Raw genomic sequence first — 24,754 nt, 5'->3', positions numbered from 1 at the left:
CGTGGCGTCCTCAGCTCGCGTCCCGTCCGCCCGTGGCCTCGCCCACCAGGCGGAGCAGCCCGTCGACGACGAGCTGCGGCCGCTCCTGGGTGATCATGTGCCCGGTGCGCTCCGCCCGGTGCAGGCGGGCCTCCGGCAGGACCTCGGTGAGCTGGATGCTGTGCCGCTCGGGCGTGAGCTTGTCGCTGTCGCCGACGAAGATCTCGACCGGCACGCGGGAGAGGGCCGCCAGCTCGGTGCGCTTGTCGTGGTCGCCGAGCGCCGGCATGAACTCCAGGAAGGACCGCAGCGTCGACGCGTGCATGATCTTCGCGCCCTCGAGCACCATCTCGTCGGTCGCGTCGGCGCCGTAGAGCAGCTCGCGGACCATCTTCTGGTGCCGGGGGTGCGTCGGCGGCACCAGGTTGCGCAGCCGCTCGAGCACGCGGGCGCCGGCGAGCAGCGCGCTGAGCATGCCCGGCCTGAGCTTGGCCATCCGGCCACCGGCCGACCTCGGGTCCGAGGTGAGGTCGCCGGCCGACGTCGCCACCAGGGCGACGCCGCGCACCCGGTCCCCGAAGAGCTCGGGTCGGGCCGCCGCCAGGCACATGATCGTCATGCCACCCATGGAGTGCCCGCCGAGGACGACCGGGCCGGTGGGCGCCAGCTGGTCGAGCACCTCGGCGAGGTCCGAGCCCAGCTGGTCCACCGAGATCTCCGCCTCGCCCCAGGTGGAGCGGCCGTGCCCGCGCTGGTCGTAGCGGACCAGGCGGAGGCGGCCGTCGGCGACCTGGTCGGCCAGCAGGGTGGACACGTCGTCCCAGGCGGCCTGCGACAGGGTCCAGCCGTGCGCGAGGACCACGGTCACGGGGGCGTTCTCGGCCCCTTCGACGGTGGCGTGCAGCCGGGCGCCGTCGGCCGTCGCCACCGCGGCGGTGCGCTTGCAGACGGTGCGGTCCAGGGTGGCGGTCACGCTGCCTCCTCCGTGCCGGCCGGCGCCGCGGCGGGGACGCCGACGTAGTTCTCGCGGTCCAGGGACCGGGTGAGCTTGCGGAACCGGAAGGTGAAGTCCGGCCACAGCGTGGTGTTGTGCCCGTGCTTGTCCAGGTACCAGCTGGCGCAGCCGCCGCCGAGCCAGACGGTGCCCTTGGACTTCTCCGCGATGAGGGCGCGCCAGGCCTCCTGGGCCTCGGGCTTGGTCTCGAGGACGGCGAGGCCCTCGGCCTCCATCGTCCGCAGCGCGTCGTCGACGTAGGCCACCTGCGACTCGATCATGTAGACCATCGAGGTGTGCCCGACGCCGACGTTCGGGCCCACGAGCAGGAACAGGTTGGGGAAGCCGGCCACCGTGGAGCTGCGGTTGCTCACCATGCCCTCCTCCCAGACCTGGGCCAGGGAGCGGCCGCCGCGGCCGCAGATCTTCTCCGCGATCGGCAGGTCGGTCACGTGGAAGCCGGTGGCCATGATGAGCGTGTCCGTGGGCCGCTCGATGCCGTCGACGGTGACGATCGAGTGCGGCCGGATCTCGGCGATGCCCGCGGTGACCAGCTCGGCGTTGGGTGCGGCGACGGCCGGGAAGTAGTCGTTGCTGATGAGGATGCGCTTGCAGCCGATGGTGTAGTCCGGCGTGAGCGCCTCGCGCAGCTTCGGGTCGCGGACCTGGCGCTCGAGGTGGGCCTTGGCCAGCGCGCCGACCGGCCTGAGGAACATCCGCTTCTTGGCCATGCCCAACACCAGGAACTCGCGGAACGTGTAGAGGGCGCCGCGGATCGCCCGCTGCAGGCCCGGCAGCACCCGGTAGAGCCGGCGGGCCCAGGGCTTCACCGGGTGGTCGGTGCGGGGGACCACCCAGGCCGGGGTGCGCTGGTAGACGGTGACGCTCTCCACCTGCGGCTGGATGGCGGGGACGATCTGGATGGCCGAGGCTCCGGTGCCGATGACGGCGACCTTCTCGCCGGTGATGTCGTGCGAGGAGTCCCAGCGCGCCGAGTGCATCTTCGTGCCCTCGAAGGTCTCCAGGCCCGGGATCGCGGGGTAGGTCGGGTCGGCGAGCGCGCCGGCGGCGGAGACCAGGACCTGGGCCCGGAACTCGCCGGCCGTCGTCGTCACCAGCCAGCGGCGGGCGGTGTCGTCCCAGCGGGCGGCGGTCACCTCGGCGCCGAAGACGCAGTGCTGCCGGACGCCGTACCGGTCGGCGGTGGCCTGCAGGTAGGCCTGGATCTCCGGCTGCTCCGAGTAGGAGCGGGGCCAGTCCGGGTTCGGGGCGAAGGAGTACGAGTACAGGTGCGACTGCACGTCGCACGCCGCGCCCGGGTAGGTGTTGTCGCGCCAGGTGCCGCCGACGTCGTCGGCGCGCTCCAGCAGCACGAAGTCGGTCTCGCCGCGCTCCCGCAGCTTGATGCCCATGGCCAGGCCGGCGAACCCGGAGCCGATGACGGCGACCCGCACCTCGCGGGTCGCGGACGCCCCTGCTGCGGGGGAGGCCGCGGGCTGCTTCTCGATCGTGCTGGTCACCTCGGTCTGCTCCTTCCTCCGGCTTGCTGAGCAACGGTCAACAAGCTACAACGGCGGTTGAGCAGTGCTCAATTCGAGCGCGACGATCCCCGAGGAGCAGTCCCCATGGCGTCGGTATTCGGCAAGCGCACGCGAACGTCCCTGGCCGGGAAGTCGGTCCTCATCACCGGCGCCGCCCGCGGCATCGGCGCCGCCCTGGCCCGCAAGGCCGCGGCCCGCGGCGCCCGCGTGGCGCTGGTGGGGCTGGAGCCGGAGGAGCTCGCCCGCGTGGCCGACGACCTGGGCCCCGAGCACCTCTGGGTCGAGGCCGACGTCACCGACCCGGAGGCGCTGCGCGCCGCGGTGCAGCGGACCGTGGACACCTTCGGCGGGCTGGACATCGTCGTGGCCAACGCCGGCATCGCCCCGCTGACGACGGTCATGACCAGCTCCGCCCACGCGCTGGCCCGCACGATCGAGGTGAACCTCATCGGCACGATGCTGACCACGCACGCCGCGCTGCCGGAGATCGCCAAGCGCAAGGGGCACGTGCAGCTGATCAGCTCGGCGGCCGCCTTCACCGTGCTGCCGGGGATGAGCGCCTACTGCGCGTCCAAGGCCGGCGTCGAGCGCTTCGGCGACGCGCTGCGCCTCGAGGTCGCCCACCGCGGCGTGACCGTGGCCAGCGCGCACCCCACCTGGATCGACACCGACATGGTGCGCGACACCGAGGCGGCGCTGCCCACCTTCAAGGAGACGCGCAGGCAGCTGCCCGGCCCGCTGGGCGCCTTCACCTCGGTCGAGGCGTGCGCCGAGGCGCTGGTCGAGAACCTGGAGACCCGGGGCCGGCGCGTGTTCGTGCCGCGCTCGGTCGGCACGGTCGCGGCCCTGCGGCAGCTGGTCACCGGCGTCGTGGCGGAGAAGGTCGCGATGGCGGTCTCGGCCAAGCGGGTGCCGCAGCTGGAGCGCGACATCGCGGCCCTGGACGGCCGGGAGTTCGGGCCGAACTCCGTGGGCAACCGCGCCAAGGGTGCCGCCTGAGCCGCGGCTCCGCCGAGCGACGCCGGCCGACGTCGCCCAGACTGGTCGGGTGCTGACCACCGGCCGGTCCTGACGCGTGGAACCGACCGGGGTCGCGTACGCCGCCGCTGGCGGGGCGGCGCTGCTGGCGGCGCTGCTGCCGCGGCTGACCAGCCGGGCACCGGCGTCGATGCCCATGGTCTTCGTGGGGCTGGGCGTCCTCGCCTTCGCCCTGGTGCCCGGGCTCCCGTCGCCCGATCCGCTCGAGCACAGCACGACGACGGTGCACCTCACCGAGCTCGTCGTGATCGTGAGCCTCATGGGCGCCGGTCTCGCGCTGGACCGCCCGCTCGGGTGGCGGGGATGGGGCTCGACCTGGCGGCTGCTGGCGGTGACCATGCCGCTGACCGTCCTCGCCGCCGCGTGGCTCGGCAGCTGGCTGCTCGGGCTCGGCGCGGCCGCAGCGCTCCTGCTCGGTGCCGCCCTCGCGCCCACCGACCCGGTGCTGGCCACCGAGGTGCAGGTGGGCGAGCCGACCGACGACGAGCAGAGCGAGGACGAGGCGCGCTTCGCCCTCACCTCGGAGGCGGGGCTCAACGACGGCCTGGCGTTCCCGTTCACCTACGCGGCCATCGCCGTGGCGGGCGCCGGGCTGGCGCCGTCGGGCTGGCTGGGGGAGTGGCTGGCGGTCGACGTCCTGTGGCGGCTGGCCGCGGGCATCGCCGCCGGTGCCGCGACGGGGTGGGTCCTGCGCCGGCTGTTCTTCTCCCGCGCCGGCGAGCGGGCCCGGCTGGCCGAGCGCGCCGAGGGCTTCGTGGCGCTCTGCGCGATCTTCCTCGCCTACGGCGTCGCGGAGGTGGTCGAGGGCTACGGGTTCGTCGCCGTCTTCGTCTGCGCGCTGACCATCCGGGCGGCCGAGCGCACGCACGACCGGCACCAGGTCCTGCACGCCCACGTCGAGCAGCTCGAGCGGCTGCTCACCGTCCTCCTCCTGCTGCTCGTGGGCGGGGCGGTGGCGCGGGGGATCCTCGACGGGCTCGGCTGGCGGGAGTGGGTCTTCGCGGCCGTCTTCCTCCTCGTCGTCCGCCCGCTGGGCGGGCGGCTGGCGTTCCTGGGCAGCTCGACCGGGACCCGGGAGCGGTGGGTGGTCTCGTTCTTCGGGGTCCGCGGCATCGGGTCGCTGTACTACCTGGCGTACGGACTGGCGGAGGCCGACATCGCCGGGGCCGAGCAGCTCTGGCGGGTCACGGTCCTGGTGGTGGTGGGCTCGGTCGTGCTGCAAGGCGTCACGGCGGGCCCGGTCATCCACCGGCTGGACCGGATGCGGGAGCGCCGCGCCCGCGACGTGCACGGCTCGGCGGACCGGGCGCCGGTCACGCCGGTCTGACGGCTGCGCACGACACCGGCCCGCCGGTGCCCCATGATCGGCCGGTGACCATCGAGCTGGTGCGCCCGCCGGGCCTGACCGACTCCGCATCCCACGCCCACGCGGCGGTGACCGACCCGGGCCGGATGGTCTTCACCGCGGGCGCCCGCCCCATCGACGCCGGCGGCGGGACCGTGTCGGTCGGCGACGTCGCCGGCCAGGCGCGCCAGGTCATGGTCAACCTGGCCGCGGCGCTGGAGGCGGCCGGCGCGACGCTGCGCGACGTGCTCCGCACGACGGTGTACGTCGCCACCACCGACCGCGCGGACCTGCTGGCCGCCGCGGAGGTCGTCCGGGAGGCGCTGGGCACACACCTGGCACCCAGCACGCTGGTCGGCGTCACGGTGCTGGCGGGCCCGGACCAGCTGGTCGAGGTGGAGGCGGTGGCCGTCCGGGACTCCTGGCAGGAGCCGGGGCCACCCGACGACGCGGCTACGTTGGACGAATGACCGTCCGCCGCTTCTTCTACGACACCGAGTTCATCGAGGACGGCACGACGATCGACCTCGTCTCCATCGGCGTCGTCGACGAGACCGGCCGCGAGTTCTACGCCGTCAGCACGGAGTTCGACGAGCGCAGGGCCATCCCCTGGGTGCGGCGCAACGTCCTGGACCAGCTGCCGCCGCCCGCGGACCGGGCGTGGCGCAGCAGGGAGCGGATCCGCGAGGACCTGCTGGCCTTCCTGACCGGCCCGGGGGAGGAGATCGAGCTCTGGGCCTGGTTCGCCGCCTACGACCACGTGGCGCTGTGCCAGCTGTGGGGTGCGATGCCCGCCCTGCCGCGGCCGATCCCGCGGTTCACCCGCGAGCTGCGGCAGCGGTGGGACGACCGCGGGCAGCCGCCGCTGCCGCCCAAGCCGGCGGGGACGCACGACGCCCTGGTCGACGCCCGGTTCAACCTGGCCCGCTGGAAGGCGATCGAGGCGGCCGGCTGAACGCGCGAGAGCCCCTCCCCGGGCGGGCCGGGGAGGGGCTCTGGTGCGTGGTGCGGTCAGACGGTGAAGGCCGCCAGCAGCCGGTTGAGCTCCTTGGACAGCCCGTCCAGCTCCTGCGCCGCCGAGCGGGCCCGCTCCACGTCGGCCGCGCTGTCGTCGGCGTCCTGGCTGACGGTGGTGAGGGTGGTGGTCACCGTGCCCGCGCCCTGGGCGGCCGTGGCCACGCTGCGGGTGAGCTCGCGGGTGGTCGCCGTCTGCTCCTCGACCGCGCTGGCGATCGTCGTCTGGTGGTCGTTGATGGACCGGACCACCTCGGCGATGCGGGAGATGGAGCCGACCGCGGCCGTGGTCTCGGACTGGATGCCCTGGACCCGCTGCGCGATCTCCTCGCTGGCCTTGGCCGCCTCCTGGGCGAGCTCCTTGACCTCGTTGGCGACGACGGCGAAGCCCTTGCCGGCGTCACCGGCCCGCGCGGCCTCGATCGTGGCGTTGAGCGCGAGCAGGTTGGTCTGCTCGGCCACCCCGGAGATCACCTTGACGACGTCGCCGATCTCGGCCGAGCTGGCGCCCAGCGCGGCGATCGTGCTCTCGGTCTGCTCGGCGAGCGACGCGGCCTGGCGGCCGACCTCCGCCGCCTCGGCGGCGCTGCGGGCGATCTCGGTGATGGAGACGCCCATCTCCTCCGCGCCGGCGGCGGCCGAGGAGACGCTCGCGCTGATGTCCGCCGCGACGCCGTGGGCGCCCTGCGCCTGGTCCCGGCTGCGCGCCGCGCGCTTGGCCAGCCCGTCGGCCACGGTCGAGACGCCGGCGGCCGACGAGGCCACCTCCTGCGCGCACCGGTGGATGTCGCGGACCGTGGAGGCCACCTTCTCGACGAACCGGTTGAACGCGCCGGACAGCTGGCCGACCTCGTCGTCGCGGGAGTCGTCCATGCGCTGGGTCAGGTCGCCCTCGCCGTCGGCGATCTCGGCCATGCGGTCACGCAGGTCGGTCAGGGGCTTGGTCAGGCGGCGACCGACGAGCTGGGCGATGACGCCGCCGAGCAGCGCGATCAGCACGGCGGCGACGACCAGTGCCCAGACCATCGAGGAGCGGCCGTCGGCCAGCGCGTCCTTGGGGCCGGTGAAGTCGGCGTCGCGGGCGTTGGTGACGATCACCCAGTCCCACGGCTTGTAGTAGGACACGCGGGCCGTCGTCGGGCCTGCCTCCGGGTCGACGTAGCGGACGGTCGCCTGCGCGCCGGGATCCAGGGCGACGGCGGCCTCGACGATCTCCTTGACGTAGGGCCGGCCGTCGGCGTCGGTCGCCTCCAGCATCGGCTCGCCGTCACGGGCGCCACCGGGGCTGATGAGCACGGTGCCGGTGATGGCCCCGGTGCCCCCGTAGACCTCGACGTGGCCGGTCTCGCCGACCGCGGTGGACTCGAGGCTCTCCCGCAGGGCGGGGAGGTTCTGCTGCTTCTGGCCGACGTAGAGCATGCCGATCACGTCGCCGGCGGGGCCGAAGATCGGCGTGTAGGCCGAGACGTACCAGGAGTCGACGACCAGCGCGTTGCCGCGGTAGGTCTGCCCGCTGGTCACGGTCGACACGACGGCGTTCGGCTTCCCCTCGGGCGTGGTCGCCGGGATGTAGGTGCCGATGGCCCGGGCGCCGCTGGCGGCCACGACGTTGGTGGCGACGCGGAGCATGTCGCCGCTGGGCAGCCGCTGGAAGATCGTCGCGGTGCCGCCGACCATCTGCTTGATGGTGTCGACGACCGGCGTCGGCACGTTGACGTCGCTGTTCTTGCCGAGCCACTCGGGGCCGGCCAGCATCCGGGGCACGGTGACCGGCGTGACCTCGCTGGTCAGCTGGTTCTTGGCGTCCCAGGTGACCGAGTTCCGCGGGTCGAGCTGGAGCCCACCGGACTGGCCCACCACGTACTGGGCGACGTTGAGGTCGGAGTCCACCTTGGCCGAGGTGGAGGCGCCCTGCGTGGAGACCACGTCGTAGACGCCGTCGGCGACGCGGGTGATGTCCTCCTGGACGAGGGCGTCCATGTCGCGGCCGGCGTCGTCGGCGAAGCCGCTGCTCTGCCAGGCGCTGACCCCACCCATGGCCACGCCGGTGACGGCCACGCTCGCGACCGCGAGCGCGACCACCTTGGTGCGGATGCCCCAGTGAGAAGGAACCGCCCAGGTGGGCAGGCTCGTCCGACGCATGTTCGGCCTTCCGTTCGACTGCTGCGGTCCGGCGCCGCCGCTCACCTCCCTGTCTCGGCAGGTCGGCGACGTATCGGCACGGAACCGGCCGTTCGTGACCCGTTCGACACCGGATGTGGCTGGTGGTGCGCAACGGTGGGGTGGCTCCACCGTGGTGCAGCTCGCTTGCGCACCTGCTCACGACTTGGGACGCGTCTCTCGGAGCGGGACGGCGGCGCCGTACCCTCGGGGTCGTGAGCCTCGCCGAATCTGCCCAGCTGGTACCCGGTCTGGACCGCTGGCGGGAGCTGCCCGCCGCCCAGCAGCCGCGCTGGCCGGACCGGGCCGCCCTCGACGCCGTGCTCGGCACGCTGTCCACCGTGCCGCCGATCGTGGCGCCCGCCGAGGTCGACGCGCTGCGCGCCCAGCTGGCCGACGTCGCCCACGGCAAGGCGTTCCTGCTGCAGGGCGGGGACTGCGCGGAGACCTTCGACCTCAACACCGAGCCGCACCTGCAGAGCACCACCCGGACGCTGCTGCAGATGGCCGTCGTCCTCACCTACGGCGCCAGCGTGCCGGTGGTCAAGGTCGGCCGGGTCGCCGGCCAGTACGCCAAGCCCCGCTCGTCGGACACCGACGCCCTCGGGCTGCCCTCCTACCGCGGCGACATGGTCAACGACCTGGAGCCGGTCCTGGAGAAGCGCATCCCGGACCCGAACCGCCTGGTCCGCGCCTACGCCAACTCCGCCGCGGCCATGAACATGATCCGCGCCTACGCCCGCGGCGGCCTGGCCGACCTGCACGCCGTCCACGACTGGAACAAGGACTTCGTCGCCAGCTCGCCGGCCGGCGTGCGGTACGAGGTCATCGCCCGGGAGATCGACCGGGCGCTGGCGTTCATGAAGGCCTGCGGCATCGACTCCGACGCGCTGCGCGGGGTGGAGCTCTACAACTCCCACGAGGCGCTGATCCTCGACTACGAGCGGGCGCTGCTGCGCATCCACGAGGGGCGGCCCTACGCCCTGTCGGCCCACTTCGTGTGGGTGGGGGAGCGGACCCGCCAGATGGACGGGGCGCACATCGAGTTCGTCTCGAAGCTGGCGAACCCGATCGGCGTGAAGATCGGCCCGACGACGACCCCGGAGCAGGCGACCGAGCTCGTCGAGCGGCTCGACCCCGATGGCATCCCCGGCAGGCTCACCCTGATCAGCCGCATGGGCAACGGGAAGATCCGCGACGTGCTGCCCGGCATCGTCGAGAAGGTCACCGCCAGCGGCCACCAGGTCGTCTGGCAGTGCGACCCGATGCACGGCAACACCCACGAGTCCTCCACCGGCTACAAGACCCGGCACTTCGACCGCGTCGTCGACGAGGTGCTCGGCTTCTTCGACGTCCACCGCGCGCTGGGCACCTGGCCGGGCGGCATCCACGTGGAGCTGACCGGCGAGGACGTCACCGAGTGCCTGGGTGGCGCCATGGAGATCAGCGACGAGGACCTCAACAGCCGGTACGAGACCGCGTGCGACCCGCGGCTGAACACCGGTCAGTCGCTGGAGCTGGCGTTCCTCGTGGCGGAGATGCTGCGCGGCTGATGTCGGAACTCATCGATCTGCGGTCGGACACCGTCACCCGGCCGACCCCCGGCATGCGCCGGGCCATGGCCGAGGCCGAGGTGGGCGACGACGTCTACGGCGAGGACCCCACCGTCACCGCGCTCGAGGAGCGCGTCGCCGCGCTGTTCGGGCACGAGGCGGCGCTGTTCGTGCCGTCCGGGACGATGGGCAACCAGATCGGCATGCGCCTGGTCTGCGAGCCCGGCCAGGAGGTGCTCTGCGACGCCGACGCCCACGTGGTCACCTACGAGATGGGTGCCGCGGCGGCGATCTTCGGCATCTCCACGCGGACCGTGGTGTCCGACCGGGGCCTGCTGGACGCAGGTGCGCTCCTCGCCCAGGTGCGCCCCAGGGACGACTGGCACCTGACCGCCACCGCCGCGATCGCCGTGGAGAACACCCACAACCGCGGCTTCGGCCGGGTGCAGCCCCTCGCCGAGCTGCAGGAGCTGTGGGACCGCACCCGCGAGGCCGGGGTCGCCGTCCACCTCGACGGCGCCCGCATCTGGAACGCGCACGCGGCCACCGGTGAGGACCTGGCCACCTACGGCCGGCTGGCCGACACCGCGTCGGTCTGCTTCTCCAAGGGCCTCGGGACGCCGATCGGCTCGGTGCTCGTGGGCTCTGCGGAGCGCATCGCGGCCGGCCGCCTCTGGCGCAAGCGGCTGGGCGGCGGCATGCGGCAGGTCGGCGTCATCGCCGCGGCCTGCCTGTACGCGCTGGACCACCACCTGCCCCGGCTGGGCGAGGACCACGAGCACGCGCGGCTGCTGGCCGAGCGGCTCGGCGTCGACCCCGCGACGGTCGAGACCAACATGGTGGTGCTCGACGACGTCGCCGCGCCGCTGGTCGCCGAGGCGGCCAAGGCCCAGGGCGTGCTGGTCGGCCGGGTCAGCCCGCGCCGCATCCGGCTGGTGACCCACCTCGACGTCGACCGCGCCGCGGTGGAGCGTGCCGCCGAGGTGCTGAACGGCCTGCTCGACCGCTGACCTGCGCGGTGCCGTAGCCGGTGCCACCGGGCCTCCGGCGAGGCCGAGGACGTGCAGGGTGCCGGCCCGTCACCGGTCGCCGGTTCCCACCCGGGCGGACACAATCCGAGGATGCAGGGGCGCGTCCGGGGGCACCCGTCCCCACGCGGCCGGCTCCGCCCGTCGTCCCACCCGCACCCTGCCCGGCTGGGCCCGGGCCATCGTGAGCGCCGTCGGCTCCCTCGGCCGCGACCTGGGTCTCCTCGTCGTGGCCGAGGGCATCGAGACCGAGGACCAGCGGATCCTGCTGCTGTCTCTGCACGTCACGCAGGGACAGGGGCTCGGGCTGGCCCGGCCGCTGCCGCGGGAGGAGGCGTACGTCCTGGTGGCCCAGGTCGCGACCTGCGCCTCCCGCCGGCCGGGAGCCGGTCGTGAGCCGGTCGCTGGTGACCGCGACGGCGCCGAGTCGCACGATGTCGTGGCGATCAGGGGCTGACGGCCCCGAGATCGTGTGACCCGCGGCCGGCCCGGGGCTCAGCCGGGGAAGCCCTCCGAAGGGTCGCCGATCAGGGAGTTGAGCAGCTTGATGTCGGCCGCGTGCCCGCCGCACGGGTCGCCGTCGCGCTCGCTGGGCGTCTCCACCACCATGGCCACGCCGGCCGTGGTGCGGTGCCGCAGCAGCTCGGCGAACGGCCCGGTGCCGTAGGGCCCCGAGCCGATCGTGCCCTCGCCGATGGTGGTGTGCCGGTCGCGCTTGGAGCCGCACGGGTCGAGCGAGTCGTTGACGTGCACCAGCCCGAGCCGGCCGGGGCCGACCGTGGCCTCCAGCGCGTCCAGGGTCGCGCTCATGCCGCCGGGGACGGACAGGTCGTGCCCGGCCGCCCACGCGTGACAGGTGTCGAAGCAGACGCCGAGCAGCGGGTGGTCCTCCAGCGCCGCGAAGTAGGGGCCGAGGTCCTCGACGGTCGCCGCCAGGGCCTTCCCGCCGCCCGCCGTGGGCTCGACCAGCAGCCGGGGCCCGTCGGGGTCGGCGGCCTCGAGCACCGGCAGCAGCTTCTCGTGCAGCTGGCGCAGCGCGTCCTCGTAGCGGTCCTCGCCGACGGAGGACCCCGCGTGCACGACGACGCCCTCGCAGCCGAGCTGCGCGCCGCGGCGCAGGTTGTGGGCGATGGAGGCGATCGACTGCTCCACGGTCGCCTCGGTGGGGGACCCGACGTTCACGAGGAACGGCGTGTGGATGAACGAGGGGACGCCGCGCTCGGTGCAGCCCGCGGTGAACAGCGCGTCCTGCTTCGGGTCGCCGTCGGTCAGCTTCCACCCGCGGGGGTTGCCGACGAAGACCTGGACGGCGCGGGCGGCGACGGCGTCGGTGTAGGCGAGGCCGCCCTTGGCCAGGCCGCCCTTGATCTGGATGTGCGCGCCGACGGGCGGCACACCGGGGGAGGTGTTCGACACGAGAGAGGGGAGCGCCTATCCGAAGGTGAGCAGGATGGTGACCGACGTGCCGAGCTCGACCTGCTCGCCGGCGGCGGGCGTCTGCCGCAGCACGCTGTTGCCGAAGAAGCGGGTCGCCTCGACCTGGAGTCCGGCGGCCTGCAGGATCTGGGTCGCCTCGTCGCCGCTCTTCCCGACGACGTCGGGCACGGTGACCAGCGGGACGCCGGCGGACACCTGGATCCGCACGGTGCTGGCGAAGGGGATCGGCCCGGCCGCGGGGCCCGGGTCGATGGCCATGACCTCGCCCTTGTCCACGGCGTCGCTGCGGCCGTCGGGGACCCGCTCGACGGTGAAGCCGAGGTCCTGGAGGTTCTTCGTCGCCTGCTCCGGGGACTGCCCGGTCACGTCCGGGACGGCGACGGGCGCGCGGCCCTGGCTGACCACGACGGTGACCACCTGGTCCCGCTTGAGGTCGGTCCCGGCCGCGGGGTCGAACCGGATGACGTGCCCCGCGGGGATCTCGTCGTCGTAGTCCTCGCCGCGGGTCACCTGGAGGGGGAGGTCCTCGAGCTCGGCCTCTACCTGCTCGACGGGCAGGCCCGCGAGCTCGGGGTCGACCGAGTACCGCTCCTGGCCCTTGGAGACCACGATATCGACGTCGGTGCCGCGGATGACCTCGCCGGTGGCGGGGTCGGTGGAGATGACCACCCCGGCGGGCACGGTCTCGCTCCACTCGCCGACCGGCTGCTGGGGGTCGAGCCCGGCGTCCCGGAGCAGGTCCAGGGCGGCGACCTCCTCCTTGCCGGCCACCGAGGGGACCTGGGTCCACCGGCCCTCGCCGAACCACCAGCCGATGGCGCCGGCGGTCACCGCCAGCAGCAGGACCACGGCGATCGCGAGGCGGGCGCGGCGGCGGCGGATGTGGTCGGGGACACCGGGGCGCGGGCGGGCGGGCCCGGGCCGGCGGCCCTGCACGTCGGTCGTGGGGCCGGCGCCCATGCCCGGCAGCATGCTGGTGCGGCCACCCCGCGGCGCGCGGCCACCGAGCACCTCGGTGCCCGGGTCGCTGGGGTGCCGGTCGTGCGGGCGCGGGCGCGTGGGCCGGTTGGTCGGGCGCAGCGTGTTCGGGCCGGCGGTGCTCTGCCCGGTGGGCACCGGGACCGGGTCGATGCCCAGGTCGCGGCGGACGTCGTTGAGCTCGGCGAGGAACGCGCCGGCGTCGATCGGCCGGCCGGCCGGGTCGCGGCGGGTGGTGCGGGCGACGAGCTCGTCGACCTGCCAGGGCAGGCCGGGGACCTCGGCCGACGGCGCCGGGACGTCGTGGTGGACGTGCTGGTAGGCCACCGCCAGCGGGGTGTCACCGCCGAACGGCGGGTGCCCGGTCAGCATCTCGTAGAGCACGATGCCGGCGGCGTAGATGTCGGAGCGGGCGTCGGCGCGGCCGCGCTCGAGCTGCTCGGGGGAGAGGTAGGCGACGGTGCCGATGAGCACCCCGCCGGTCTGGCTGGTCTGCCCGGTGCCGACGACGGCGCGCGCCAGGCCGAAGTCGGCGACCTTGACGACGCCGTCCACGCCGATGAGCACGTTCTCGGGCTTGATGTCGCGGTGCACGATGCCGGCCCGGTGCGCGGCGGTGAGGCCGCTGAGCACGGGCTCCAGCACGGCGAAGGCCTCGGCGACGGTGAGCCGGCCCCGGGCGCTGAGCAGGTCGCGGAGCGTGCGGCCCCGCACCAGCTCCATGACCAGGAAGACCAGGCCCTGGTCGCTGCCCTGGTCGCTGACGCCGACGACGTTGGGGTGGCTCAGCATCGCGGCGGCGCGCGCCTCGCGGGTGAACCGGTCGACGAACGTCGGGTCGTGGGCGAGGTGCTCGGCCATGACCTTGACCGCGACGGTCTTGTGCAGCCGGAGGTCCGTGGCGGCGTAGACGGTGGACATGCCGCCGCGCGCGAGCCGCTCCTCGAGGCGGTAGCGCCCCTCGAGGACGACCCCGACCACGGGGTCGGTCACGGCAGTCTCCACAACGGATGAGTGTAGGAGCGCCTCGGCCGGGGGGCGCCCCACCACGCGGCACGGGGGGCCGCCGTGGCCCGTGGTGCGGATGAACCGCGGAAGGGCCTCCCTGCCGCCCACCGCTCGCGAGCTCGCGGCGGGCCCCAGCAGGGAGGCCGCTCACGCAAGATCGAGGCCGGGATACAGGGGGTGCTCCGCCAGCAGCTCCGCCGCCGCCGAGCGGGTCCGGTCCGCCACGCCGTCGGCGATCGAGTACCTGGCCTGGGACGGCGTGCCCGCCGAGGTGGAGGTGGGGGTGGTGGCGCCCAGGACGTCGGCGATGAGGCCCGCGACCCGGTCGAACTCCTCGGCCCCGAAGCCACGGCTGGTCAGCGCCGGGGTCCCGATCCGGACCCCGGAGGTGTACCAGGCGCCGTTCGGGTCGGCCGGGACGGCGTTGCGGTTGGTGACGATCCCGGCGTCGAGCAGCGCCGACTCCGCCTGCCGGCCGGTGAGGCCGAAGCCGCTCACGTCCAGGAGCACGAGGTGGTTGTCGGTGCCGCCGGTGACCAGCCGCACGCCGCGGCGGGACAGCCCCTCGGCCAGGGTGAGGGCGTTGTCGGCGACCGCCCGGGCGTACCCGGCGAACGCCGGCTGGCGGGCCTCGGCGAAGGCGACGGCCTTGGCGGCCATGACCTGGGGGAGCGGGCCGCCCAGCACCATCGGGCAGCCGCGGTCGACGGCGTCGGCGAACTCGGGCTGGGCGAGGACGAAGCCGCCGCGCGGCCCGCGCAGCGACTTGTGGCTGGTGCTGGTGACGACGTGCGCGTGCGGCACCGGGTCGAAGTCGCCGGTGAGGACCTTGCCGGCCACCAGCCCGGCGAAGTGCGCCATGTCGACCACGAGCGTGGCACCCACCTCGTCGGCGATCTCGCGCATCGTCGCGAAGTTGACCCGCCGCGGGTAGGCGGAGTAGCCGGCCATGAGGATCAGCGGGCGGAACTCCCGGGCCCGGGCGCGGACGGCGTCGTAGTCGAGCAGCTCCGTGGCCGGGTCGGTGCCGTAGGAGGACTGCTCGAACATCTTGCCGCTGATGTTGGGGCGGAACCCGTGGGTGAGGTGGCCACCGGCGTCGAGCGACATGCCGAGCATCCGCTGGTCGCCGAGCGCGTGCCGCAGCGCCGACCAGTCCTCGTCGGTGAGGTCGTTGACGTGCCGGACGCCGGCCTTCTCCAGCGCGGGCAGCTCGACGCGCTGCGCCAGGACCGCCCAGAACGCCACGAGGTTGGCGTCGATGCCCGAGTGCGGCTGCACGTAGGCGTGCGGGGCGCCGAACAGCGCCCGGGCGTGCTCGGCGGCCAGCGCCTCGACGGTGTCGACGTTCTGGCAGCCGGCGTAGAAGCGGTGGCCGACGGTGCCCTCGGCGTACTTGTCGCTGAACCAGTTGCCCATGGTGAGCAGCACCGCGGGGCTGGCGTAGTTCTCGCTGGCGATCAGCTTGAGCGAGGCCCGCTGGTCGGCCAGCTCGGCGCTGATCGCGTCGGCCACCCGCGGCTCGACGGCGCCGATCACGGCCAGCGCGTTGCGGTAGGCCGCCGACGCGGCGCCGGCGTCGAACGGGGTGGCGTGGGAGGGGGTGGTGCGGACGGTGTCGGTCATGAGGGCTCCTGCGCGCGACGGTCGTTAGGTGCCCAGGCGCACGGCGTCGGTGGTGCGAGCCGCTCCCCGGTGGTGGCCCACCTCGACGCGCCAGTCACGGCCCTCCCCGAGGTTATCGCGCCGGCGTCACCGAGTCGCGGGGCACCGAACGGACGTCGTCCAGCCCGCACAGCGCCATGGTGTGCGCCAGCTCCTCGGTCAGCCCGGCCAGGACCCGCGCGACCCCCTCGGCGCCGCCGCCGGCCAGCCCCCAGATGGTCGGCCGGCCGACGAACACCGCCGAGGCGCCGAGCGCGAGCGCGGTCAGGACGTCGGACCCGGACCGGATGCCGCCGTCGGCGTAGACCTCGACGTCGTCGCCGACGGCGTCGACCACCTCCGGGAGGGCGTGCGCGCTGGCGACGGCGGGGTCGACCTGGCGCCCGCCGTGGGTGGAGACCTAGACCGCCGAGGCCCCGGCCTGCACGCAGCGGACGGCGTCGTCGCCCCGCAGCACGCCCTTGACCACCACCGGCAGCCCGGAGAGCTCGCCGAACCGGGCGATGTCGTCGAACGTCCAGGTGGCCGTGGCCAGGTCGTCGAGGGTGGGCCGGTCCTCGCCGGTGGCCGGGTGGTTGGCCATGCGCAGCCCGGCCGGCAGCGCGAAGGAGTGCCGCAGGTCGCGGTGGCGGCGCCCGAGGAGGGGCAGGTCGACGGTGAGCACCAGCGCCCGGTATCCGGCGTCGCCGGCGCGGCGGGCGAGGTCGTCGGTGTGGCCGGGGGAGTGCAGCCGGTAGAGCTGGAACCAGGCCGGCGTCCCGGTGGCCGCGGCGGCGACCTCCTCGAGGGTGTGGGTCGCGCTGGTGGAGGCGGTCATCAGCGCGCCGGTGGCGACCGCACCGCGGGCGGTGGCCAGCTCGCCGTCGGGGTGCGCCATGCCCTGGTAGGCCCAGGGGGCGACGCCGACGGGCGTGCGGACGGCGCTGCCGAGGAGCTCGGTGCCCAGCGCCACGGTGGAGACGCCGCGCAGGACCCGGGGCCGCAGCCGCCACGACCGCCAGGCCCCGGGGGCCTCGCGCAGCGTCGTCTCGGTCTCCGAGCCGCCGGCGTAGTAGTCGTAGACGTCGGCGGGCAGCCGGTCGCGGGCGGCTGCCTCCAGCCGGTCCAGGTCGAGGAAGGGCGGCTCGGCGCCCGGGTCCTCGGGCGTGGCATCCCCGGGGGCACGCCGTCGCTGCCCCGGCAACCGGCTGTCGGTCCCGCTGTCGCTCGCCATAGGCTGGCACCCTATGGACACGCTCACCCCCGCGGAGGTCGCCCAGCTCCTGGGCACCTCGCCCAACCGGGTCCGCCAGCTCCTGCGCGACCGGAAGCTCATGGCCGTCCCGGGCAGCGGCAACGGCAAGATCCCCGCCGACTTCGTCCAGGACGGCGTGATCCTCAAGCACCTCCCCGGTCTGCTGACGGTCCTCCAGGACGGCGGCTTCACCGATCAGGAGGCCTTCGACTGGCTCTTCCGCGAGGACGAGTCGCTGCCGGGTACGCCGGTCCAGGCCCTGCGCGACAACCGGCACACCGAGGTCACCCGCCGCGCCCAGGCCCTGGCCCTCTAGGCCCCGGCCCGCGCGATGGAGCGGTTCACCTACCTCGGCCTGCTCGTCGGCTGCCTGGTGGTGACCGCGCCGCTGGAGCTGTTCCTGCGGGTGCGGGTCTACGCCCGGTGGCGCCGGCTGCTGCTGGCCGTCGTGCCCGAGTTCGCCGTCTTCGTCGTCTGGGTCCTCTACGCCATCGCGCAGGGGCACTGGGACTACTCGGCGACCCGGACCCTCGACGTCCGGCTGCCCGGCGGCATCCCGGTCGAGGAGGTGCTGTTTTTTCTCGTCGTCCCGCTGTGCTCGGTGCTGGCGCTGGAGGCGGTGCGCAAGGTGACCGGCTGGGACGCGGGCTACCCGGCCGAGGAGGCCGGGAGCGGGCGATGAGCTACTCGGCCCTGGCGGTGCTGGCGGTGCTGGCCGTGCTCGTCGTCGACCTGGCCGTGTACCGCACCCGGATGGTCACCCGGCCGGTCTTCTGGGTCGCCTACGCGATCGTGGTGACGTTCCAGCTGCTGATGAACGGCGTGCTCACCGGCCTGGACGTCGTGGTCTACGACGAGCGCACCATCTGGGGCCCGCGGATCGCCTACGCGCCGGTCGAGGACCTGCTCTTCGGCTTCGCGATGGTCACCCTGACCCTGGCCAGCTGGGCCGCGGTCAACCGGCGGGCGAACACGGCCAGGCGCCGTGGCCTGGACACCGACACCCGCCGGTCGAGCACCCGGTAGTCGGCCCTCTCGATCTCGGTGAGGATCCCGCCGTAGAGGGCGGTCGCGGCGCGCACGCAGTCCCGGCTCTCCGGCGCGAGCATCGGGGTGCCGGGCGCCGCGTCGTCGTAGCGGCGGCGCACGATCGCCACCATCTCGCGCATCAGCTGCCGGAACCGGTCGTCGAACCGCTTCTCCGCCAGCTGCTCGCGCGTCACCCCGTGCGCGGCCATGAGGTCGGCGGGCAGGTACACCCGGCCCCGGTCGACGTCCTCCCCGACGTCGCGCAGGAAGTTGGTCAGCTGGAAGGCCTCGCCCAGCGCGATGGCGTGCGGGGCGGCCTCCTCCCGGGGCACGCCGGGGGCGGTGCCCAGCACGGGCAGCACCTGGAGCCCGATCACCGACGCCGAGCCCCACATGTACCGGTCGAGGGCGTCCATGTCCGCGTAGCCGGTGACGTCGAGGTCGCTGGTCATCGCGGCGAGGAAGTCGACCAGGTGCTCCAGCGGGATGTCGTAGCGACGGTAGGTGTGCACCAGCGCCAGCCGCACCGGGTCGTCGGACCACCCGGTCTCCAGCTCCTCCAGCAGCGCCTTCGACCAGGTCATCAGGTCGCCGGCCGGGTCGGCGCCCGGGTGGTCGACGAAGTCGTCGGCGACCCGCGCGGCGGCGTAGAGCGCGTGCACCGCCGGGCGCCGGTCGGCGGTGAGCAGGCGGGTGGCCAGGTGGTAGCTCTTCCCGTGCTCCGCGGCGATGGCGGCGCAGCGTCGGTAGGCGGCGTCCAGCTGCGCCTGCCGGTCGTCGGCCGCGGTCATCCGGTGATCCTCTCCGCGGCGAGCCGGCCGCTGATCAGCACCATGGGCACGCCGACGCCGGGCTGCACCGACGAACCGGCCAGCACGACGTTCTCCGGCCCCCGGCGGGGGAGGGTGCTCGGCCGGAAGGGGCCGGTCTGGCCGAACGTGTGCGCGAGCGCGAACGGCGTCCCCGCGGCCATGCCCTGGGCGGCCCAGGAGCGCGGGGTGTCCATGTGCTCGACCTCGACGTGGTCGCCCACGCCGCGGAAGCCGCGCGCCTCCAGGGTGGCCAGCAGCTCCTCCCGGTAGCGCGGGGCCAGCTCGTCCCAGTCCAGGTCGGGGTTGCCGCCGCTGCGCCGGTCGAGGTTCGGCGTCGGCGCGACGACGCTGAGCACCTGGCCGTGCTCCCCGTCCGCGGAGCCGGGCGCCAGGGACCGGTCGGTGACCGACGGCATGCTGATGAGGAGGCTCGGGTCGCTCATGGGCCGGCCGTCGCGGGTCAGCTCGTCGAACACCCCGCGCCAGGAGTGCCCGAAGCTGATCGTGTGGTGGGCCTGCCCGGGCAGCTCGGCGCGCACGCCGAGGTGCAGCGCGACGCACGAGGGGGAGTAGACGGGCCGACGCGGCCCGCGCAGGCCGGGCACCAGGGTGTGCGGCGCGTCGGTGGTGACGACGACGGCGTCCGCGGGCAGCCGCTCGCCGTCGGCCAGGAGCACCCCGGTGACCCGCGACCCCGACGTTTCCAGCTCGGCGACGCCGGAGCCGTACCGGAAGGTGACCCCGGCGTCGGCCGCCGCGCCGGCCAGCGCGCGCGGCACCGCCCCGATGCCGCCGACCGGGTGCCAGACGCCCGCGCCGATGTCGAGCTGGGCGATCACCGCGTACGCGGCGATGGCGCGGAAGGGGGAGACGCCCGCGTAGAGGGCCTGGAAGCTGAACAGCCGGCGCAGCCGGTCGTCGGCGAAGTACCTGGCCACGTGCGAGGACAGCCGGCCGAAGCCGCCGCGGCGGGCCAGGGTCAGCAGCTGGGGTCCCAGCAGGTCCAGCGGCGAGTCGAGGTTCCGGTCGATGAAGGTGGTCAGCTGCAGGCGGTAGAGCTCGGCGAGGTCGGCCAGGTACCGGCGCAGGGCCGCGGCCTCCGCCGGGCCGCACAGCGCGGCGACCTCGTCGGCGAACGCCCCGGGGTCGGCGTGCACGTCCAGGTGGCTGCCGTCGGCGAACTGCGCCCGGTAGCTGGTCTCCAGCGGCCGCAGGTCCAGCCGGTCCTCCAGCTTCTCGCCGACGGCGGCGAGCGTGTCGGCCACGACCTCGGGCGCGGTGAACACCGAGGGGCCGGTGTCCAGCACGTAGCCGCGCTCCTCGACGCGCCCGGCCCGGCCGCCGGGGCCCCGCCCCCGCTCGACCACGGTGACCTCCCGGCCGGCGCCGCGCAGCCGCAGCGCCGCGCCCAGCCCGGCGAGGCCGGCCCCGACGACGACGACGCGGTCGGTGCGGCCCGGGACGGTGCGGACCATCAGGCGGCGCGGGTGGTGGCGGCGACGGCGAGCGCGTCGAGGGCGGCCCGGGCGTCGTCGGCGATCGGCGCCTCGGCGATGGCATCGCGCGCCTCGGCGGTGCGGCGGGTGATCCGCTCCTCCACCCGGTCGCGCGCGCCGGTGCTCACCAGCAGGTCGCGCAGGGCGTCGAGGTCCTCGGTCCGGGCGTCGGGGTTGCCGAGGAGGTCGGCCAGCAGCCGGCGGCCGGCGTCGTCCGCGGCCTCCTCGGCCAGCGCGATGAGCAGCGTCTGCTTGCCCTCGCGGAGGTCGTCGTCGGCGGACTTCCCGGTCACCGCCGGGTCGCCGAATACGCCGAGGACGTCGTCGCGCAGCTGGAAGGCCTCGCCCAGCGGCAGGCCGATGGCCGTGCACGCCTCGACGACCGCCGGCCCGCCGCCGGCGAGGGCGACGCCGAGCTGGAGGGGGCGCTGCACGGTGTAGCCGGCGCTCTTGTAGCGGGCCACGGCCAGGGCGCCGTCCGGCCCGGGGAACCCGCCGGCCGCCCGGAGGAGGTCGAGGTACTGGCCGGCGGTGACCTCGGTGCGCATGGTGTCCCACACCGGCCGGGCCCGGCCGAGGGCCGCCTCGGAGATGCCGGAGCAGCGGAGCAGCTCGTCGGACCACACGAGCGCGAGGTCGCCCACGAGGATGGCCGCGCCGGTGCCGAAGAGCTCCCGGTCGCCGTTGAGCTGCTCGGCGGCGTGCTTGGCGGCGAAGCCGACGTGCGTGGTGGGCCGTCCGCGCCGGGTGCCGGCGGCGTCCATGACGTCGTCGTGCACGAGCGCGCTGGCGTGCACGAACTCCAGGGCCGCGACCGCCCGCAGCACCGCCGCGTCGTCCTCCCCGCTGCCCTGGCCCTGGCCGCGCGCGGCGCGCCAGCCCCAGTAGGCGAAGGAGGGGCGCAGCTTCTTGCCGCCCTCGGCCAGGGCGCAGACCTCGTCGGCGACGGGGGCCAGCCGGGGGTCCATGGCGGCCAGCGTGGTCCGCTGGCCCTCGAGGAAGGCGGTGAGCGCCTCGGCGACCGCGCCGCGGATGCGGTCGAGGTCGGCGGCCGCCAGGCGGGCGGCGGGGCGGGCGGACTCGCGCTGCTGCGCCCCGGCGATCATGTGGTCAGTATCGCCCAACCCGGTGGTGGTCCACCCCGCGAGCGGGGCAACTGCCGTGCTCCGGTCCATCGCCGATCTCCTGTCCGCGCTCCGACGTGCTGCTGCTGGGGGTCCTTCCGTCCCGGACCGCGCCGTGGATGCACCCCGCGGGGGGAGATCCGGCGGCCGCCGCGCCGCACGCCCGTACGCTTCGGTTCCGTGACCCCGACCGTGCGCGAGCTGCTGGCCACCGAGCGGCCGACGTGGTCGTTCGAGTTCTTCCCGGCGAAGACGCCCGAGGGGGACGTCCAGCTCTGGACCGCGCTGCGGGAGCTCGAGCGGCTGCGGCCCTCCTTCGTGTCGGTGACCTACGGGGCCGGCGGCTCCACCCGCGAGGGCACGCTCGCGGTGACCGAGCGGATCGCCACCGAGACGACGATGACGCCGCTGGCGCACCTGACGGCGGTCGACCACAGCGTCGCCGAGCTGCGGCACATCGTCAGCCGGCTGGCGGCGGCCGGCGTCCGGAACGTCCTGGCGCTGCGGGGTGACCCGCCCGGCGCCGACCCGCAGGCCGACTGGGTCGCCCACCCCGAGGGGCTGCAGTACGCCGCCGAGCTCGTGGAGCTGATCCGGTCGATCGGGGACTTCTCCGTCGGCGTGGCCGCCTTCCCGGAGCGGCACCCGCGCTCGCCGGACCTGGACTCCGACGTCGACCAGTTCGTGGCCAAGTGCCGGGCCGGTGCCGACTTCGCGATCACCCAGATGTTCTTCCGGGCCGAGGACTACCTGCGGCTGCGCGACCGGGTCGCCGAGCGGGGCTGCGACGTGCCGATCCTGGCCGGGGTCATGCCGGTCACGAACGTCCGCCAGATCACCCGCATCGTGCAGCTGTCCGGCCAGGCCTTCCCGGCCGACCTCGCCGAGCGGTTCGCGGCGCTCGACGGCGACCGCCCCGAGGACAGGGCGGCCGTCCGCGCCCTGGGCGTCGAGGTCGCCACCGACCTGTGCCGCACCCTGCTGGACGAGGGCGTGCCGGGCATCCACTTCATCACCATGAACCGGTCGACGGCGACCCGTGAGGTGTTCACGAACCTCGTCGACCGGTCCGAGGCCGTCACGCCCTGACGGGGCCCTCCAGCAGGTCCGCCGCCCGCGCCGCCGCGCGGCGCAGGCCCTCGCGCTCGGCCAGGTAGCCGCCGGCGAGACCGACGACGGGCAGGTTCGACAGCGCGCGGGCGGCGAGCCCGCCCTTGGGCCGCACGTCGAGGGCGTCGTCGATCCGGCCCAGCAGCCGGGCGGCGCGCCACAGGGTCCGGGCAGCGCCGGAGACCCCGCTGCGCTCCTCCCGCGGGCCCAGCGTCCCCTCGACGTAGGCGCCCTTGGTCCGGGTGAGCAGCGGCGTCACCCGCTCGGCGGGCAGGTCGCGGCCCAGCAGCACCCGGGCCAGCAGCGACACCCGCTCGGCCGGGGCCTCGACCCCGTGCTCACCGGCGACCCCGAGGACGACGAGCGACTGCACCGCCGTCCCCACGGTGTTCTGCAGCGGCAGCAGGTCGGCCAGCTTGCCGGCGAAACGAGGGGCAGCGGAGACGCCCGCCGCGACCCGGGAGACCTCGTCGGCCCACCACCGGTCGCGCTCCTCCCGGGGGAGGGCCGGGGGGCGGCCGAGCCGGGTCGCCAGCGGGGTGAGCAGCCGGTCGACCCGGCGCAGGACGTCGACGACGACGGCGTCGGAGAGCGGAGCAGCCATGCGCCGGTCCTGCCCGGGATCGGCGCGGCTGACACGCGGGCGGTCAGCCGCCGAGGCCCGAGCAGTCCGCCGCGGTGAAGGTCTCGACGTCGCCGGTACCGAGCTGCGCGAGCACCATGGCCTGCACGACCGCGTCGGAGGGCAGCTGCTCGTGGCTGACCTGCCGCTCGGCGCACACCGCCTGCACCGTCAGGTTCAGCGCCCCGTCGAGGTGGGCCGAGTCCGGCGGGGTGACGACCGTGTCCTGCCTCGTCCAGATCGACACCCAGTCGACGCCGTCGGGGGTCTCGTCCTCGGCCAGCGTCGTGAGGAGCTCGTTGCCGGGCACCATCTGCTGGCAGGCCGCCGGGCACTGCTCGGGTGCGAACGCGGCGGCGAGCTGGGAGACCTGCGTCCCGTGGTGCGGGGACCCCAGGGTGACGACGCGGCGGGCGATGTCGGCGTTGCCATCGGTGACCCACAGCCGGGTGACCAGCCCGCCGGCGGAGAACCCGACGACGTCGACGCTGCTCGCGCCGGTGCGCTCCACGGCGTCGCGGGCGGCGGCGTCGAGGTTGCCGGCGACCTCCCGCAGGTCGCCGGTGCCCGGGGCGGGCCAGGCGACGATCGTCGCGTCCCGGCCCTCGGCCCGGAGCCGCTCGGCCAGCGGCTCCATGCTCGGGACGCTCCCGCCGTACCCGGGCACGAGCAGCACCGGCCCCGGCTCCTCGGTCAGCGCCTCCTGGACCGGCGCGGGCGCGTCCCCGCGGGTGAGCAGGACGGCGGCGGTGACCCCCGCGCCGAGCAGGACCAGGACGAGGAGGGCGAGCAGGAGACGACGCTTCCGAGGGGCGGCAGGCACACCCCTACTGTCCCTGGTGGGGCGCCGCACCGGCGCACGGCGTACGGAGGGGGCCGCGTTGCTCGACCGGGACGAGTACCTCGCCGCGTGGTCCCGCTGGCACGGCGGGGCCGACACCGACGCGCCGCTGGTGCGCGGCTGGCTGACCCTCGCGCACACCCTGGCCCGGCCGCTGGCCGCGCTCCCGCCGGTGGTGGCCACCCTGGCCGGGGTGCTGGTCGCCGCGGGCGCGGTCGGGCCGGCCGCCGCCGGCGGTGCCTGGCTGGTGGCCGCGGGAGTGCTCGTCGGGCTCTCGGGGCTGCTCGACAGCCTCGACGGCGCGCTGGCCATCGGCACCGGGCGGGCCTCCCGCCGCGGGTACGTGCTCGACTCCGTCGTCGACCGGCTCACCGAGGTCGCCTACGCGGCGGCGCTGTGGGCCGCCGGCGCGCCGGGCTGGCTGGCGGTGGTGTTCGGGGCGCTGTGCTGGCTGCCCGACTACCTCCGCGCCCGCGCCGGGCAGGCCGGCCTGCGCCGCACCGGCCCCATCTCGGTGTGGGAGCGCCCGACCCGGGTCGCGATGGCCGGCTTCACGCTCGGCGGGGCCGGCGTGGTCTCCGGGCTCGACGTCGCCGGCCTGGACGCGGCGGTCGTCGTCGTCACCGCCGGCACCGCGGTCGGTGCGCTGCTGGGCGCGCTGGGCACCGCGCAGCTGGGGCGCTGGCTGCACGCGGAGCTGGCCGGGCCGGAGGACGCGGGCAGCGCACCACCCCTCTGAGGCACCT

At 74.9% G+C, this 24,754-nt stretch carries 22 protein-coding genes, 2 pseudogenes and 1 riboswitch; of the genes and pseudogenes, 12 read left to right on the top strand and 12 right to left on the bottom strand.

Annotation, left to right across the window (positions count from 1 at the left end; genetic code table 11):
* Positions 1–10: 10 nt before the first annotated feature.
* Complete coding sequence (locus E4P43_RS07160; RefSeq protein ID WP_167759097.1) at positions 11–952, bottom strand: alpha/beta hydrolase; 942 nt, start codon at positions 950–952, stop codon at positions 11–13.
* Positions 949–2,493 carry an NAD(P)/FAD-dependent oxidoreductase gene (locus tag E4P43_RS07155; protein ID WP_135144721.1) on the bottom strand — a complete coding sequence of 515 codons (1,545 nt, stop codon included), beginning with the start codon at positions 2,491–2,493 and terminating at the stop codon, positions 949–951. Before E4P43_RS07155 ends, E4P43_RS07160 begins: the two co-directional genes overlap by 4 nt.
* Before the next feature lie 105 nt (positions 2,494–2,598).
* On the opposite strand from E4P43_RS07155, the gene E4P43_RS07150 reads away from it, so the two are divergent.
* From E4P43_RS07150 to E4P43_RS07135, 4 genes are all read left to right on the top strand, one after another.
* Positions 2,599–3,513, top strand: coding sequence for an SDR family oxidoreductase (locus tag E4P43_RS07150; protein ID WP_135144720.1), 915 nt, complete (start codon positions 2,599–2,601; stop codon positions 3,511–3,513).
* 76 nt (positions 3,514–3,589) lie between these two features.
* Positions 3,590–4,879, top strand: a complete 1,290-nt coding sequence (locus tag E4P43_RS07145; protein ID WP_135144719.1) for a cation:proton antiporter — start codon at positions 3,590–3,592, stop codon at positions 4,877–4,879.
* A 44-nt stretch (positions 4,880–4,923) separates the two neighbouring features.
* Entirely contained in the window at positions 4,924–5,367 is a 444-nt protein-coding gene (locus E4P43_RS07140) for a RidA family protein (protein ID WP_209313765.1), read from the top strand.
* On the top strand, positions 5,364–5,852 hold the full coding sequence (locus tag E4P43_RS07135; RefSeq protein WP_135144718.1) for a polyadenylate-specific 3'-exoribonuclease AS: 489 nt from the start codon (positions 5,364–5,366) through the stop codon (positions 5,850–5,852). Before E4P43_RS07140 ends, E4P43_RS07135 begins: the two co-directional genes overlap by 4 nt.
* Before the next feature lie 56 nt (positions 5,853–5,908).
* Here E4P43_RS07135 and E4P43_RS07130 read toward each other — a convergent pair whose 3' ends face one another.
* A complete protein-coding gene (locus E4P43_RS07130) occupies positions 5,909–8,053 on the bottom strand; it encodes a methyl-accepting chemotaxis protein (RefSeq protein ID WP_135144717.1) in 2,145 nt (714 codons plus the stop codon).
* A gap of 233 nt (positions 8,054–8,286) precedes the next feature.
* Between E4P43_RS07130 and E4P43_RS07125 the strand changes: the two genes are divergently transcribed.
* The 3 genes from E4P43_RS07125 to E4P43_RS20160 all read left to right on the top strand — a co-directional run bounded on the left by E4P43_RS07125 (position 8,287) and on the right by E4P43_RS20160 (position 11,109).
* Positions 8,287–9,624: a 3-deoxy-7-phosphoheptulonate synthase class II gene (locus E4P43_RS07125; protein WP_135144716.1), complete on the top strand. Its 1,338-nt coding sequence runs from the start codon at positions 8,287–8,289 to the stop codon at positions 9,622–9,624.
* A complete protein-coding gene (locus E4P43_RS07120; protein WP_135144715.1) occupies positions 9,624–10,634 on the top strand; it encodes a GntG family PLP-dependent aldolase in 1,011 nt (336 codons plus the stop codon). The genes E4P43_RS07125 and E4P43_RS07120 overlap by 1 nt, the downstream gene beginning before the upstream one ends.
* 202 nt (positions 10,635–10,836) lie before the next feature.
* On the top strand, positions 10,837–11,109 hold the full coding sequence (locus E4P43_RS20160; protein ID WP_209313764.1) for an EAL domain-containing protein: 273 nt from the start codon (positions 10,837–10,839) through the stop codon (positions 11,107–11,109).
* A 38-nt stretch (positions 11,110–11,147) separates the two neighbouring features.
* On the opposite strand, the gene E4P43_RS07110 is transcribed toward E4P43_RS20160, so the two are convergent.
* From E4P43_RS07110 to E4P43_RS07095, 4 genes and pseudogenes are all read right to left on the bottom strand, one after another.
* Positions 11,148–12,068, bottom strand: a complete 921-nt coding sequence (locus tag E4P43_RS07110) for a deoxyribonuclease IV (protein ID WP_245158983.1) — start codon at positions 12,066–12,068, stop codon at positions 11,148–11,150.
* Positions 12,069–12,083: 15 nt separating this feature from the next.
* Positions 12,084–14,060 (bottom strand): Stk1 family PASTA domain-containing Ser/Thr kinase, encoded by a 1,977-nt coding sequence (gene pknB, locus E4P43_RS07105; protein ID WP_245158982.1) that lies wholly within the window; start codon positions 14,058–14,060, stop codon positions 12,084–12,086.
* A gap of 162 nt (positions 14,061–14,222) precedes the next feature.
* The gene (locus E4P43_RS07100; RefSeq protein ID WP_135144713.1) at positions 14,223–15,701 is read right to left on the bottom strand and encodes a glycine hydroxymethyltransferase; all 1,479 of its coding nucleotides are present in this window, start codon (positions 15,699–15,701) and stop codon (positions 14,223–14,225) included.
* Positions 15,702–15,724: 23 nt separating this feature from the next.
* Positions 15,725–15,809, bottom strand: a riboswitch (ZMP/ZTP riboswitch).
* 4 nt (positions 15,810–15,813) lie between these two features.
* Positions 15,814–16,953, bottom strand: a pseudogene (locus tag E4P43_RS07095) (alpha-hydroxy acid oxidase).
* A 13-nt stretch (positions 16,954–16,966) separates the two neighbouring features.
* Between E4P43_RS07095 and E4P43_RS07090 the strand changes: the two are divergent.
* The 3 genes and pseudogenes from E4P43_RS07090 to E4P43_RS20450 form a co-directional block, all read left to right on the top strand.
* Positions 16,967–17,290 carry an Rv2175c family DNA-binding protein gene (locus E4P43_RS07090; protein WP_135144712.1) on the top strand — a complete coding sequence of 108 codons (324 nt, stop codon included), beginning with the start codon at positions 16,967–16,969 and terminating at the stop codon, positions 17,288–17,290.
* A gap of 15 nt (positions 17,291–17,305) precedes the next feature.
* On the top strand, positions 17,306–17,656 hold the full coding sequence (locus E4P43_RS07085; RefSeq protein WP_135144711.1) for a lycopene cyclase domain-containing protein: 351 nt from the start codon (positions 17,306–17,308) through the stop codon (positions 17,654–17,656).
* A pseudogene (locus E4P43_RS20450) lies at positions 17,653–17,862 on the top strand (lycopene cyclase domain-containing protein); the annotation flags it as partial. The gene E4P43_RS07085 and the pseudogene E4P43_RS20450, both read left to right, overlap by 4 nt.
* Here the strand turns inward: E4P43_RS20450 and E4P43_RS07075 are convergent.
* Genes E4P43_RS07075 through E4P43_RS07065 form a run of 3 tightly spaced genes read right to left on the bottom strand, consistent with a single transcriptional unit; the run spans position 17,859 to position 21,417 of the window.
* Complete coding sequence (locus tag E4P43_RS07075; protein ID WP_209313763.1) at positions 17,859–18,794, bottom strand: phytoene/squalene synthase family protein; 936 nt, start codon at positions 18,792–18,794, stop codon at positions 17,859–17,861. The pseudogene E4P43_RS20450 and the gene E4P43_RS07075 overlap by 4 nt on opposite strands.
* Positions 18,791–20,290, bottom strand: a complete 1,500-nt coding sequence (gene crtI / locus E4P43_RS07070; RefSeq protein ID WP_135144709.1) for a phytoene desaturase family protein — start codon at positions 20,288–20,290, stop codon at positions 18,791–18,793. The genes E4P43_RS07075 and crtI overlap by 4 nt, the downstream gene beginning before the upstream one ends.
* Positions 20,290–21,417 carry a polyprenyl synthetase family protein gene (locus tag E4P43_RS07065; RefSeq protein ID WP_135144708.1) on the bottom strand — a complete coding sequence of 376 codons (1,128 nt, stop codon included), beginning with the start codon at positions 21,415–21,417 and terminating at the stop codon, positions 20,290–20,292. The genes crtI and E4P43_RS07065 overlap by 1 nt, the downstream gene beginning before the upstream one ends.
* Positions 21,418–21,615: 198 nt before the next feature.
* Here E4P43_RS07065 and metF point away from each other — a divergent pair, with 198 nt between their 5' ends.
* Positions 21,616–22,524, top strand: a complete 909-nt coding sequence (gene metF / locus E4P43_RS07060) for a methylenetetrahydrofolate reductase [NAD(P)H] (protein WP_135144707.1) — start codon at positions 21,616–21,618, stop codon at positions 22,522–22,524.
* On the opposite strand, the gene E4P43_RS07055 is transcribed toward metF, so the two are convergent.
* Entirely contained in the window at positions 22,514–23,149 is a 636-nt protein-coding gene (locus tag E4P43_RS07055) for a hypothetical protein (RefSeq protein ID WP_135144706.1), read from the bottom strand. The genes metF and E4P43_RS07055 overlap by 11 nt on opposite strands.
* Positions 23,150–23,192: 43 nt before the next feature.
* Positions 23,193–23,990 (bottom strand): lipase, encoded by a 798-nt coding sequence (locus E4P43_RS07050; RefSeq protein WP_209313762.1) that lies wholly within the window; start codon positions 23,988–23,990, stop codon positions 23,193–23,195.
* Positions 23,991–24,048: 58 nt separating this feature from the next.
* Between E4P43_RS07050 and E4P43_RS07045 the strand changes: the two genes are divergently transcribed.
* A complete protein-coding gene (locus E4P43_RS07045; protein ID WP_209313761.1) occupies positions 24,049–24,747 on the top strand; it encodes a CDP-alcohol phosphatidyltransferase family protein in 699 nt (232 codons plus the stop codon).
* Positions 24,748–24,754: the final 7 nt, after the last annotated feature.

The organism is Blastococcus sp. TF02A-35 (genome assembly GCF_004571075.1).
Taxonomy (GTDB): domain Bacteria; phylum Actinomycetota; class Actinomycetes; order Mycobacteriales; family Geodermatophilaceae; genus Blastococcus.
This window is presented reverse-complemented; position numbering and strand designations above follow the sequence as displayed.

Excerpts from the sequence above, each read along its gene's own strand:
- E4P43_RS07130 (WP_135144717.1), bottom strand. The coding sequence starts at position 8,053 with ATGCGTCGGACGAGCCTGCCCACCTGGGCGGTTCCTTCTCACTGGGGC.
- E4P43_RS07055 (WP_135144706.1), bottom strand. The coding sequence starts at position 23,149 with ATGGCTGCTCCGCTCTCCGACGCCGTCGTCGTCGACGTCCTGCGCCGG.
- E4P43_RS07150 (WP_135144720.1), top strand. The coding sequence starts at position 2,599 with ATGGCGTCGGTATTCGGCAAGCGCACGCGAACGTCCCTGGCCGGGAAG.
- E4P43_RS07100 (WP_135144713.1), bottom strand. The coding sequence starts at position 15,701 with ATGACCGACACCGTCCGCACCACCCCCTCCCACGCCACCCCGTTCGAC.
- crtI (WP_135144709.1), bottom strand. The coding sequence starts at position 20,290 with ATGGTCCGCACCGTCCCGGGCCGCACCGACCGCGTCGTCGTCGTCGGG.
- E4P43_RS07075 (WP_209313763.1), bottom strand. The coding sequence starts at position 18,794 with ATGACCGCGGCCGACGACCGGCAGGCGCAGCTGGACGCCGCCTACCGA.
- E4P43_RS07120 (WP_135144715.1), top strand. The coding sequence starts at position 9,624 with ATGTCGGAACTCATCGATCTGCGGTCGGACACCGTCACCCGGCCGACC.
- E4P43_RS07135 (WP_135144718.1), top strand. The coding sequence starts at position 5,364 with ATGACCGTCCGCCGCTTCTTCTACGACACCGAGTTCATCGAGGACGGC.
- E4P43_RS07085 (WP_135144711.1), top strand. The coding sequence starts at position 17,306 with ATGGAGCGGTTCACCTACCTCGGCCTGCTCGTCGGCTGCCTGGTGGTG.
- E4P43_RS07065 (WP_135144708.1), bottom strand. The coding sequence starts at position 21,417 with ATGATCGCCGGGGCGCAGCAGCGCGAGTCCGCCCGCCCCGCCGCCCGC.
- E4P43_RS07090 (WP_135144712.1), top strand. The coding sequence starts at position 16,967 with ATGGACACGCTCACCCCCGCGGAGGTCGCCCAGCTCCTGGGCACCTCG.